13 protein-coding genes are annotated in these 12,631 nt (G+C 36.7%); 5 read left to right on the plus strand and 8 right to left on the minus strand.

What is annotated here, in order from left to right:
• Nucleotides 1-29: 29 nt before the first annotated feature.
• Nucleotides 30-1,901, minus strand: coding sequence for an ABC transporter ATP-binding protein (locus CQZ96_RS01345; protein ID WP_171287879.1), 1,872 nt, complete (start codon nucleotides 1,899-1,901; stop codon nucleotides 30-32).
• Nucleotides 1,902-2,298: 397 nt separating this feature from the next.
• Here CQZ96_RS01345 and CQZ96_RS01350 point away from each other — a divergent pair, with 397 nt between their 5' ends.
• On the plus strand, nucleotides 2,299-2,655 hold the full coding sequence (locus CQZ96_RS01350; RefSeq protein ID WP_004719695.1) for a type II toxin-antitoxin system RelE/ParE family toxin: 357 nt from the start codon (nucleotides 2,299-2,301) through the stop codon (nucleotides 2,653-2,655).
• A complete protein-coding gene (locus CQZ96_RS01355) occupies nucleotides 2,648-2,950 on the plus strand; it encodes a helix-turn-helix domain-containing protein (protein WP_105712463.1) in 303 nt (100 codons plus the stop codon). Before CQZ96_RS01350 ends, CQZ96_RS01355 begins: the two co-directional genes overlap by 8 nt.
• Nucleotides 2,951-3,067: 117 nt before the next feature.
• Here CQZ96_RS01355 and CQZ96_RS01360 read toward each other — a convergent pair whose 3' ends face one another.
• The 4 genes from CQZ96_RS01360 to CQZ96_RS01375 are packed head-to-tail and all read right to left on the minus strand — an operon-like array spanning nucleotide 3,068 to nucleotide 7,416.
• Nucleotides 3,068-3,355: a hypothetical protein gene (locus tag CQZ96_RS01360; RefSeq protein WP_105712464.1), complete on the minus strand. Its 288-nt coding sequence runs from the start codon at nucleotides 3,353-3,355 to the stop codon at nucleotides 3,068-3,070.
• Nucleotides 3,352-4,914 carry a PepSY-associated TM helix domain-containing protein gene (locus tag CQZ96_RS01365; RefSeq protein ID WP_105712465.1) on the minus strand — a complete coding sequence of 521 codons (1,563 nt, stop codon included), beginning with the start codon at nucleotides 4,912-4,914 and terminating at the stop codon, nucleotides 3,352-3,354. Before CQZ96_RS01365 ends, CQZ96_RS01360 begins: the two co-directional genes overlap by 4 nt.
• Nucleotides 4,915-4,917: 3 nt before the next feature.
• The gene (locus CQZ96_RS01370; RefSeq protein WP_056511720.1) at nucleotides 4,918-5,196 is read right to left on the minus strand and encodes a hypothetical protein; all 279 of its coding nucleotides are present in this window, start codon (nucleotides 5,194-5,196) and stop codon (nucleotides 4,918-4,920) included.
• Between the two features lie 60 nt (nucleotides 5,197-5,256).
• Nucleotides 5,257-7,416, minus strand: coding sequence for a TonB-dependent siderophore receptor (locus CQZ96_RS01375; protein ID WP_105712466.1), 2,160 nt, complete (start codon nucleotides 7,414-7,416; stop codon nucleotides 5,257-5,259).
• A gap of 229 nt (nucleotides 7,417-7,645) precedes the next feature.
• On the opposite strand from CQZ96_RS01375, the gene lpxB reads away from it, so the two are divergent.
• On the plus strand, nucleotides 7,646-8,821 hold the full coding sequence (gene lpxB, locus CQZ96_RS01380; protein ID WP_056511715.1) for a lipid-A-disaccharide synthase: 1,176 nt from the start codon (nucleotides 7,646-7,648) through the stop codon (nucleotides 8,819-8,821).
• A gap of 40 nt (nucleotides 8,822-8,861) precedes the next feature.
• On the opposite strand, the gene CQZ96_RS01385 is transcribed toward lpxB, so the two are convergent.
• Nucleotides 8,862-9,362 (minus strand): hypothetical protein, encoded by a 501-nt coding sequence (locus tag CQZ96_RS01385; RefSeq protein WP_105712467.1) that lies wholly within the window; start codon nucleotides 9,360-9,362, stop codon nucleotides 8,862-8,864.
• A 381-nt stretch (nucleotides 9,363-9,743) separates the two neighbouring features.
• Nucleotides 9,744-10,616 carry a DUF2797 domain-containing protein gene (locus tag CQZ96_RS01390; RefSeq protein WP_004719710.1) on the minus strand — a complete coding sequence of 291 codons (873 nt, stop codon included), beginning with the start codon at nucleotides 10,614-10,616 and terminating at the stop codon, nucleotides 9,744-9,746.
• A 32-nt stretch (nucleotides 10,617-10,648) separates the two neighbouring features.
• On the opposite strand from CQZ96_RS01390, the gene CQZ96_RS01395 reads away from it, so the two are divergent.
• A complete protein-coding gene (locus CQZ96_RS01395) occupies nucleotides 10,649-11,119 on the plus strand; it encodes a DUF6231 family protein (RefSeq protein WP_004719712.1) in 471 nt (156 codons plus the stop codon).
• A gap of 125 nt (nucleotides 11,120-11,244) precedes the next feature.
• Nucleotides 11,245-11,847, plus strand: a complete 603-nt coding sequence (locus CQZ96_RS01400) for a YidB family protein (protein ID WP_004719714.1) — start codon at nucleotides 11,245-11,247, stop codon at nucleotides 11,845-11,847.
• Nucleotides 11,848-11,903: 56 nt separating this feature from the next.
• On the opposite strand, the gene CQZ96_RS01405 is transcribed toward CQZ96_RS01400, so the two are convergent.
• Nucleotides 11,904-12,620: a hypothetical protein gene (locus CQZ96_RS01405; protein WP_004719717.1), complete on the minus strand. Its 717-nt coding sequence runs from the start codon at nucleotides 12,618-12,620 to the stop codon at nucleotides 11,904-11,906.
• Nucleotides 12,621-12,631: the final 11 nt, after the last annotated feature.

Raw genomic sequence — 12,631 nt, forward strand, 5'->3', positions numbered from 1 at the left:
TTTATAATTTGGCTATTTAAAGGCTTTATTCACGAAGTGCTGACTGTTGAATCTTCATCCTCTGAGGCTTTTTGTTCAGGTTCAACTAAAAAACCACCTGTCTGTCTATGCCATAAGTGTGCATAAATACCATTTTGTGCGATCAGTTCCTCGTGAGTACCTTGTTCTGCAATTTGACCTTGATCTAACACAATCAAACGATCCATTTGAGCAATGGTTGAAAGACGGTGAGCAATCGCGATCACAGTTTTATTTTGCATTAACTCATCTAAGCTCGATTGAATTGCAGCTTCAACTTCGGAGTCTAAAGCACTGGTTGCTTCATCCAAGATTAAAATAGGCGCATCTTTTAAAAATACACGTGCAATGGCAATACGTTGACGTTGACCACCAGAAAGTTTTACCCCACGCTCACCAACATAAGCATCATAGCCAGTACGACCTCTTAAGTCTGAAAGTTGCGGAATAAACTCATCTGCTTTGGCTTTTCTTACTGCTTCATACATTTCTTCATCAGTCGCATCAGGACGACCATATTTGATATTTTCCGCAACTGTACGATGTAATAAAGAGGTATCTTGGGTCACAAGCGCAATATTTTTTCTTAAACTATCTTGAGTGACTTCTTCAATATTTTGACCATCAATGGTAATTTTTCCATTATTGATGGTGTAAAAATGTAAAAGTAATTGAATTAATGTAGATTTTCCCGCGCCTGAACGTCCAACAATCCCAATTTTTTCACCCGGTTGAATGTTTAAATTAAAGTGATCAATGACTTTTTTGCTGTTATAAGCAAATGTGACATCGCTAAATTTAATATTACCTTGAGTCACAACAAGTGGTTTGGCATCTTCTTTGTCTTGGATATTAATCTGACGACCTAAAGTTTGCATACCATCTTGAATTGTTCCGACATTTTCAAATAGGGCAGAAGTTTGCCACATCATAAACTCAGCCATACTGTTAAGTTTAAGAATCATGGCTGTTGTTGCTGCAATCACACCAATCGCTGCTTGACCCTGTAACCATAACCAAACGGCAGTACCTAATACCCCAAAGAATAAAACGGCTGTTAGCAAATTGATGCAAAGTTCATATGCAGTGCCTAAACGCATTTGTTTGAACACTGTACGCATAAATTCTTTCATTGACTCTTTTGCATACTGGCTTTCGCGGCCTGCATGCGCAAAAAGTTTTACTGTCTGAATGTTGGTATAGGCATCGGTTACACGTCCAGTCATCACCGCACGTGCATCGGCTTGTTCTTTGGAAATTCGTCCTAATCTTGGAATGTAATATAAGGCTGCACTAACAAACAACGCCAACCATAATAAAAGTGGAATCAATAGAATAGGAGAAATTGATCCCAATACAATGCTGATGGTGATGAAATAGATGACAACATAAGTCACCATGTCGCCCAAAATCACCCAAAACTCACGTACCGCTAGCGCCGTCTGCATGACTTTGGCTGATAAACGTCCAGCAAAATCATTATGGAAGAAGTCTAAGCCTTGGCGTAGCATTAGATTATGAAATCTCCAACGTAAACGCATTGGAAAACTACTGTATAAAATCTGATGTCTGATAATGGATTGCATACTGGCAAAAAAGATATTTGCCAATAAAATACAACTTAAAAAGATCAAATTTTCACGATGATTTACTAAAAAGTCTTGAGGTTTAGACTGTGTCAACCAATCGACTAAATGTCCAATTTGTGAAAAAAATAAAGCTTCAAAACTTGCTGTTGCAGCAGTTAATAATATTAAAATCAATAAATAACGCTTAACACCAGTCGCAGCTTGCCAAACAAATGGAAAGAACTTGGTGGGTAATGGTTCGTTTAAACCTTTCGACGGATATGGATCGACTAACTTTTCAAACCATTGCAGCAACATAAAATCCTCGTGGAAATTTTATAGATTGATTAAATTGTAAAATATTGAAATGAAGTTACAACCTGAACAGCTTAAATTATTTTAAGACAAATTCAGCAGAAATTGGGAGAATAGTGGGGTAATGTAGATTGTATAGTTTTCGTGGAAATTACACCAGTTATTTATATCGAATAAAAACGATTTATAGTATAGCCAAAGATAATTAAAAAATTATTGTACTTTGGCAATCTAATCGTAAATTGAACATTAATCTTCTAACACTTTAACAATCATAAGAAAGTAAAAACACTGCTCGAATGTTTTTTACATGAGCGTTCAATTCTTAAAAGAAACTTTGCCTTTCTATAAGTACTATATTAAAATATAGATTACAGTCTATATTTCTAGGTTTCGCATGTGGACAGTCATTACAACGGATTTGTTTAATGAATGGCTTGAACAGCAAGATGATTCAACACAGGAAAAAGTCTTAGCTGCATTGGTCGTTCTACAACAGCTGGGGCCAAGTTTAGGTCGCCCTTTAGTTGATACCGTAAATGACTCGAAATTCACGAACATGAAAGAATTACGTGTTCAGCATAGAGGTAAACCACTAAGAGCCTTTTTTATATTTGATCCATTACGACAGGCTATTGTGCTTTGTATTGGTAATAAGGGCGGTAAAAAGCGTTTTTATAAAGAGATGTTAGATATTGCAGAACAGCAATACGAACTTCATCTTTCAACCCTAGGAGATCAATCTAATGGCTAAAATCTTACAGGAACTATTGGCTGGTCGCTCTCCAGAGAGTCAAGACCGAATTCAAAAAATGGCTGATGAACTACGTTTACAAACGCAGCTGCATCTTATTCGAGAAGAATTAGAGATTTCGCAAAAAGAATTAGCTGAGATACTTGGAATCAAGCAGCCTTCACTTTCAGCAATTGAAAATCGTGGTCATGATCTTAAAATTTCAACAATAAAGAAATATGTTGAAGCAATGGGAGGGAAGCTTCGCATTGATGTAGAGCTTCCCACAGGAAAACATATTGAATTTAATGTTTAACTGTTGAAAATGGAAGCGATAAGCTTCCATTTTTTGATAGGAATGAGCACGATTATGCTGAAAATTATCTAAACTTAAATTTAATTGAGTCTAGAGCTGTGTTAAAACGCTAGATGTCTACTTTTTTATTTTAGGTTTTAAATCATTGACAAAGAGTATCAATCCAAACAGTATTGGACTACTCAGTATGCATAAGGCCACAAAAGAGATGCTATTGCCATAATTTAAACTGAATAAAAATAAAGCCAAGATGATCAACGCAAACGAGATAACTTTTACCAATTTCACATGTTGCGCTAAAACAGACAATTTACTTTTCTGAGTCTTGGTGATCTGCTTTGAGCTGATCAAATACAAGCTATAACTGGCAATCAGGATCAGCAGAAATGCAAATGCCAATATCATGACACAGACTCCTGCGCTGATTTTTGTTCCAGTTTTTTCTTGATCTTCGCCACAGCTTTGTTTTGAATCGGTGTGATTCTTTGATGTAAAAAAATCGCTAAAATGGCAAATAACCAGATCATTAAGTCCACACGTAAAAATAACCAATAGTCCTGTAATGAATGAATATATTGATTAGAAATTAGATAATAGACATTTAAAATAGGCAAGGCTAATGTCATGGCAATCAGCAACTTGAGCTGAGTTTTCCAGAGATATTGTTGTTTTGTGCAGAGCGCAATTATAAAACTGAATAACCATAAAGTGAAAAATGTATAGACTTCATAATTCGGTGTATCTGCTTGAAGTTGCACAAAACGATTGGCATATAAATAACCCAACATCGCAACGGGTAAACCAATAATCATCGTGGTATTGAGTCGATTTACCAGATAATGCCCAAAGTGAAAATGATCATTTTTCTTCTGTAATTGTCGTTTTAAACTCCAGAGCAATAAGCCCGAAGCAATCATTGCACAGCCCAGAAGACCAGAGAAAAACAAGCCTAAACGCAATAAAGGTTGGGCAAAATTCGCCATATGCAGCCCATACATACTGGCATTTAATGTTGCAATTGCACTGTTATTACGAGTATTCCCAATTAAAGCACCAGTAGCGCCATTAAAGCTAAGTTGTGCTTGATTACGTGTAATCGAATGATCTTCTAAGGCAGTAATCGTGAGCTTGGCAAGCTGTGTATTGGGTTGATCTACGGTAATGTTATCAATATTAGTTTTTCCCCATTGCTGTTGGGTTTGTTGCAGGAAATGTTGAATAGATAACATATTCTTCGGCTGTGCTTGTTGAGCCTTGTTTGCAGTTGAAACATGACGAATTTCATCAAAATACTGATATGGATTATCTGGATAGGCTTTTTTCATCCCTGCGGGGAAAAGCAGATAGAAAAAGATCGCTAAGCCGGTAAATGTAATGGTTAAGAAAAAGGGCAATGCGATTACCGAACTTACATTATGAAAATCTAAATATGAACGCTGACCTTTAAATGTTCTTAAGGTAAAGAAATCGGTAAATATCTTTTTATGGGTAATAATGCCTGAAATCAAGGCTATAAACATAATTAACGCTGCAAAGGTGACAATCAAACGCCCAATCGAATAAGGCATTCCATAAAGCTGATAATGAAACCCATAAAAGAAATCACCGCCTTGTGTGGCAGAAAGACTCAATTCTTTACCTGTATTGGCATCTAAAGTTTTACTTTCATAACCACCATCTGCTTTTTGCCAATAAATTTTATTTGCAGGGGTATTCTGGTTTGCAACACCGATATACCAACTTTTTGCATCTGGCGCATTTTTTTGCAAATAAGCAAATGCAGACTGTATAGCGGATTCCTGTTTGATTTGCATACTTGCGAATTGTGGTTGCATCCACATACTAATTTCATGGCGATAATATGTTGCAGAACCCGTCAAAAAAATTGCAAATAACAGCCAGCCGAAGGTAAGCCCGATCCAAGAGTGTAACCATGCCATAGATTGACGAACAGATTTATGCATGAGTTAACCTATAAACTTGGAAAATAGGAAAAAAGTAGCGACCAGAGCTAGGCTGATCAGCGTAAGTTTTTTTAAAGAATGTATACAAAAGCTTAGAATCACAAAAATAATGTAAAAAATAAGTGCGCTAAATGCCGCCAAGTAAATAGATTCAGCTTTGGCAAAATAAGGATAAAACACATCAATTAAAGCTAAGGATACTAAATAACTGCACACATAGCCCATACCAAAAGCCAGTATAAAACGATAGAGCACTGATAAAGGGTAGAGCACAATCTGCATAACGATCACTTTCTTGCAATTGAAAACGCCTTAATCTTAAAAGATTAAGGCGAATTCAGATTAGTATTTAAATTTTACAGCAACACTATAGTTTGCAGATGGGCCATAAAAAGCCTGACCATCTGGGAAGCTATATAAATATTTTTTGTCTGTCACATTGTTTGCATTTGCCTGTAGCGAAATATGCCTATTCAAGTCATAGCTACCCATCAAATTCACTAAAGCATAAGCATCTTGGGTAATTGTACTCTTTACAGAAGAGTCATACAGCTTGGTCGCATCTTGCCATTGTAACGCTGCGCCAATTTTCAGTTTAGGTATAGCTGGAATAGTATAGGTGGTTAAAAGATTAATGGTTTGGTTAGGGTTGTAAGTACGTGCCTCTCCACCATTTTTTAAATCTTTTAAACTAAATTGGCTATAACCGAATGTCAGATTTAAATGATCTGTTAATTGTCCAGCCAGTCCAACTTCTACCCCTTGAGAACGTAAGTCACTGGTTTCAACTTTTCGATTGAGAGGGTTTCCGTCAGAGTTACGTAATGGGTAATTACTTTGTTCTGTACGAAACACCGCCAAAGTTCCAGTGAGTTTGTCATCTAGCCATGAACTTTTAATACCTGCCTCATAGCTTTCGCCTTCAACTGGTTTGAGTGCTTTATTATCAGTACCTAATCCAGATTGTGGGCGGAAAATAGAGGTATAGCTTAGATAACCCGTGTATTCAGGGTTAAAGTTATAGGTAATGCCAACATAAGGAGATACTTTGTTTTCATCATAGGCCATTGATGAACCATAACTTTCACCTTCACTTTTAGCTTGAACATAATTTAAACCGAGTAAAAGTTTTAAATCATCGTTTAAGTGTAGGCGTGTTGCAGCATATACAGAATTGAGCTTTTGAGTATAGTTTGCAGCATCACTAAAAGCAGACCAAGTTACTGATTGGGGTGTCCAGCTTGCCCAGTTTGTGGTGAGCTGACGTAAATAACCTTGGGAGTAATCATTGTAGATATTAATATCATTGATCATACCTGAAGTTTGTTGATCATATTGTTTACTTTGTAGATAACTATAACCCAGTGTCGCTTCGTGTTCTCGACCAAATAATGAATAAGAGCCTTGTAGATTTAAGTCAGCAAAATGTCTTTTTAGACTTTCTTTACCGCCCCAAGCGGTAAGGGCTACACCTGCTCCATTTTGATCAGGGTAACCAAAATAATAGAGTAAGTTACTGTTGTGATCGGTTTGGGTATAATTATAGCTAAGCTTTGCTGTCCACTTATCATTAATTTTTTGCTTTAGCTCAGCAAAAGCATTTTGTGACTTATTGTCCCAATAGGCCCAATCTGGATTGGGATTATAATTTCGGTTATAAGAAAGTTGATTTCCATCTGCACCGAGAAGTGGTAAAGCACCCCAATTATTTGCATTAGGTTTGTTTTGTTGTTGGCTATAACCGACTGTCAATAATGTGCTATCACTTAAATCCGCATCAATGATGCCAGAAAATCCATTTTTCTCGGATGAATAGCGGTCTAGATAAGAATCTCCAGTTTGTTCATAACCCATCAAACGTCCGCGGATGCTGCCTTCTTTGTTTAATGCACCTGAAACATCTGCTTCATAGCGTTGGGTATTCCAAGAGCCATAACTTAGCCCAGCATTGGCTTGAAATTCTTGGGTAGGACGCTTACGGATATAATCGATTGTTGCGCTTGGATCACCAAAAGCATTGGTTAAGGCATCTGCACCTTTAATCACATCAATACGATCATAAAAATATGTATCAGGGTTGGTATTATTATAATTGTAGCTGCTAGAAGGGAAGCCGACGCCATCAGTTAAAATATTTGAGATTTCAAAACCACGAGCAGTGTAGGTTGAACGTTCGGTTTCTTGACTGCTGACAGTAATACCAGGTGTATTACTTAGAGCCTCACGTGCACTATTGAGTGCAAAATCATTTAATTGCTGACGTGTCACAACATTCACTGTCTGTGGTGTTTCTTTAACAGGAATACTCAGCTTGGCAGCGCTTGCAGATTTTTTAACGATATAAGATTTTGATTGTTCAGAGCTTAATTCAGTTTGATCAGCTGTGGCTTGAACTGAAATCGTGGGTAGATTTTCAATATCTGCAGCAAAACTCTGCTGAGCACTGAATACCGCTAAACTAAGAAGAGAGAACTTAAAACTGTGTGGGAGAGAATTCAGCATTGCTTATCTTAAATGATAATAATTATCGCTTAGTTTATTGTTAGTGGGATGAGCTTACAATAGTCGTGCAATTGAAAATATAAATAGAAAATAAAATAACGATAGAAAATTAGATGAATTGTTATATAAATTCACGCATTTGCCATACCAGTATCCTGTTTTGACTATTCACAATTAAATCCTATGAATATGCTATCATGCACTTATAGTGCTGATCAGGAAGAATATCTTGCAAAATCGAAAGCTTAAAATTGGAATTGTCGTAGGTGAGGTATCGGGGGATACTTTAGGCGCAAAACTTATTCGTCGTTTTCGTGAACAGGGTATTGATGCTGAATTTGAGGGGATTGGTGGTCCTCAAATGATTGCAGAAGGATTTAACAGTTTTTATTCAATGGATATTTTATCTGTGATGGGAATTGTTGAAGTGCTTAAAGATTTAAAAAAATTATTTGCAGTACGTGATGGTTTGGTCGAGAGATGGTCTGCCAATCCGGTAGATGTTTTTATCGGTATTGATGCGCCAGACTTTAACTTACGCCTTTCAAAAAGTATAAAACAGAAAAACTTGCCTATTAAAACGGTGCAATATGTCAGTCCATCTGTATGGGCTTGGCGACAAGGACGGGTGCATGGCATCAAAGCCAGTGTTGATTTAGTGCTTTGTCTATTTCCTTTTGAAAAAGGCTTTTATCAACGATATGACGTGCCAGCAGCCTTTGTTGGGCATCCACTGGCAAGTCAATTGCCATTACAAAATCCAATTTTGGATGCAAAGCAAGAGCTTGGTTTAGATATCAGTCAAAAGCATATTGCCTTGTTACCGGGGAGTCGACGTGGTGAGATTGAACGACTTGGACCGTTGGTGTTGGATGCAGCAAAAATTCTTTATCAAAAATATCCAGATTATCAGTTCCTGATTCCTGCCATTAATGATTTACGCAAACAGCAAATTCAGGAATTATTAAAGCATTATCCAAGTGATTTGGTTGCAAAAATTCATTTACTGGAAAATACTGATAAAGAATCAAAAATTGGCCGTCAGGTCATGAATGCTGCCAATATTGTGGCTTTGGCATCGGGGACAGCGACACTTGAAGCATTATTGTTACATCGCCCAATGGTGACTTTTTATAAGTTGAATTGGTTAACTTATGTGATTGCTAAATTTTTAGTGAAAATTCCGTATTATTCATTGCCGAATATTATTGCGGGTAAAAAAGTGATTCAAGAGCTTATTCAACAAGATGCCACAGCAGAAAATTTGGCCAATCAAATTGAAAAATTAATGAATATTGAAACTGCACAAATTCAGGTGATGCAATTGATCACCATGCACAAGCAACTTTTGGCTGGAAATAGTGAAGATCCCGTTCAGGCGATTTTAGCAATTTTAACAGCTTGATTTTTAACGCTAGCAACTGATTAAGCAAATATTCGTTTGCTTATCGAGCTGCTGGAAAAATTTTGTAATCACCTTCATTGGCAAATGATTTTTGGTAAATTATTTTATTATTTTTTAATTGATAGGGTAAGGTAATCAGGATTGAATAGTGGTCGACATGGTTAAGTGCAACAACTAAAGCATCTGTTTTTTTTCCTGACGCTACTGATGTAAGTTTAATATCATAAATCATTCCCGTTGCTTTATATTCTTTCTTTTGTCCGCCAAGCTGAAAAGCTTGATTTAGGTCTTGAATTAAATCTGTTGATTTAGGAAATTCGTTACCATTATAAGTTGCTAGAGTAATAATTTCTTTTTTATAATTTAAAGTAGCTGCTAATGGGTAGAATCCACGATTTTTTTTAAGAAAATATTCGGCCTTTGGTAGTAGAAATTTTAATAAAAGCTCACTTTCCATTTTTGCATTAGATGTATCTTTTGCATGGGTGAAAGTGGATAAAATCAAAAAGCTAGTGACAATTATAAGTTTAAGAAATTTCATAGTTTATTTATACAAATGGCATTATCAATCTTATTATTGATCTAAGTTTGCTTAATGTAAACACATGCCTAAAATGAATCAATGCTTATAAGTTTATATCATTTCATAAAAATAATTCATATCATTGAGGAGCATGTACTTCAAAATTGACATTGAGCGTTTGAATATACTTGTGTAGTGCATCCTGCACCACCATACCTGTTACCATACGATAATAATCATGTCTATTTAATATTTAAAAAGCAAAATTAGGGTCCTATATTAAGACCGTTATATTGATAGATATAATTTTAAATTTCTAAGCTAATGAAAAAAAACTCCTCTAAATCTAAGATAAAGAGGAGTATGTATGAATCAATTTCTGGGTTTGGGTGTGAAAAATTATTCCGCCCGAACTTTAAGTTCATAACCTGTATATTTACGAATATTGATGACACCCGTATCCATAATCAAGTATTGACCTTTGATTCCTTGTAGCTTGCCCCGAATGATTGGGGTTTTATCTAAATTGTGCGATTTAACTTTTTCAGGGTAAATATCGACAGGGTAGATGAATTCACGAGGTAATTCATTTTCTAACAATTCAACCGTTTCATTAAATTCAAGATTTTGCGCAAACTCATCGCGAATGCTTTGAATCTTAGGGGAAAATTCTTGAACCAATTCATTACGAATTTCAATCAGATCAATCGGTTCAGCTTCACCTTTAAGTAACTTTCGCCAATCCGTTTTATCTGCAACCTGTGTTCCAAACATGACTTCAAGTTGACCTGAAAGACGGCGCGAACCGACTTTTAAAATAGGCAGTGCTTGGGTCGCACCTTGGTCTAACCAGCGTGTTGGCATTTGACCTAGACGGGTAATCCCCACTTTTAAAGCACTTGAATTTGCTAGATAGACAATATGCGGTTGAAAGCAAACTTCATGAGCAAAATCATCTTCACGGCAAGTACCTAAATGATAATGGCAAGTTTCAGGCTTCATGATACACATGTCGCAAGACGCCTTGGTTTTCATGCATTTAAAGCAGTGGCCTTGCGAATAAGACTTCGGTGTTTTTGCGCCACAAGAAACACAATAAATATTTCCTGTCGCTTCAATCTCAATTTCCTGGCCTAAACTAAATGGTAGCTCGGTTTCTGAGCGATCTAATATAAATTTATATTCAACATTTGCCTTATGTGTTTGTTGATCAGTTACACTAAGGTCTTTAAGACCTGCATGCATTTTATGACAAATGCCTTGTAGTTCCATGTTTAATTACTCGCTTCAAAAAAGGTGCAGTTATGGCTGAGCAAAATGTCATCACTTCAATGCTAGACGATTTATCGCAAGAACAGCCAATTCAAACTGCATTGTGTATTGGGCAAAATTTGGCGCAATACCCTACAAATTATTCAATTCAATGGTCCTATTTTAACGTATCTGAGTTTTTAAGTCTGCCTTTTACGCAACGATATGATTTAGGATTTGTACTTTTAGATACAGATGAAATGTCTGGGGTGACCGATTTGCAGAAATCTCAGTTATTGGTCAAGTTGCGTGATTTACTGGCAAAACGAATCGTCGTGGCATGTCAGTTAAAAGATGAACAGTTGCTCAGATCGCTTGGTTTTACTCAACTGATTGATAAAACCTTACATCAAAATGATTTTGCACTTTGGCAGTTTAATATTTTGACCTATAAACATGTACCAGATTGGTTTAATTCTAAGTTCTGGGCCAACCCAGAAAACTGGAATAAATTTCGTTGGTAATGGTTTTATTTTGGTTATAAAAATCAGCCTTAAGCTATTGCAAAATTTAACAATTCCAATTTTGGTGAATAGGTTAAAGCCAAGTATGCTGTACTTGTCTCATAAAACTTAAAAAAGGAAAACTCATGACAGATTTAACCAATATTGTGGAAATTCTGGCAAAACAAGCACTTGGCGGACAACAACAATCACAAGGCGGGCTTGGTGGTGGATTGGGCGGGGTACTTGGTTCAGTACTCGGTGGCTTGGGTGGGCAGCAACAACAATCACAAGGTGGATTGGGTGGCGTACTCGGTTCAGTTTTAGGTGGTTTGACAGGTGGACAACAACAACAAGCACCACAAGCGGGTGGTTTTAATGCCTCATCTTTATTGATTGCAGTTGTGCCATTAGTCTTGGGTTGGATTCAACAAAATGGTGGCCTACAAGGTGCTTTAGCTAAATTACAAGGTGCAGGTTTAGGTGGGCAAGTTCAAAGTTGGGTCGATCCGTCACAAGGTAATGGTGCTGTAAATGTAGAGCAAATCCAGAGTTTATTTGGAGGTCAGCAAGTTGAACAAGTTGCTCAACAAGCTAATGTTCCGACCAATGAAGTATATGGTGCAATCTCTACAGTATTACCGCAAATTATTGATTCACTCACACCACAAGGTGATGCAACAGATCACACTGAAGCCAATGGTGATATTCAAAATGTCATGAATTTGGTATCAGGCTTTTTAAAGTAAAATCGAACATAAAAATGATCAAAGCCAGTCAATAGGTGTTGACTGGCTGATTTAAATTAAGGCTGTGGGTCATCGCCAATTGCTTCGCTACTTTTTACGTCGCCATTCTGTTTCTTTTTAACATATTTAATTTGCCCATATCCTTCAGCATACCATTCATCCAATGTTTCATCTCCGATTTGAGAAATGAAATGACATGCATTATCGAACTTTAAGGTATTGTCATCATTGTCAATTAAAGTCAGATCCTCAAACCCTACAAATACTAAGTCAATCGTCTTATTGTTTTCAGACTTATCATTGTTATCCATTTGCGACTCAATGACTGCATTATAAGTCATTTGAAACTTTTGCTGTGGTTTGAGATTGGATGGGAATGTTGGAAGCGGGGCTTGATAGGTGGTTTTTACCAGCACATCATTAGGATTTGATCCGAGCGCAGCAATACCATAGTCCAAGTTTGCAAGCATGGTACGGCCAGTTAAATCGTAGATATAATCTGTGCGCACACCTGCGCCTTGTCTAACGATTGCTATTGCCTTCTGATTGTTAAAGGTTGTGGGAACAATCTGGATTTCTGTCTCTTCATTGTTGTTTAGAGTAAACTGTTTGTTGGGTTCTAACTTAAAGCAATTATCTGAATTGGCTGCTTTATGTACTTTTTTAACCACTGGTGCTTCTGCTTGATGTTCAGAACTGTCATGCGGTTTGTTTTTAGAACAAGCAACACTAAAAATAGAAAGTAAGCTAAGTAAAACAACAGTTTTGTTCATTTTTATCCTAG

Source organism: Acinetobacter sp. MYb10, from assembly GCF_002980175.2.
Taxonomy (GTDB): Bacteria; Pseudomonadota; Gammaproteobacteria; order Pseudomonadales; family Moraxellaceae; genus Acinetobacter; species Acinetobacter guillouiae.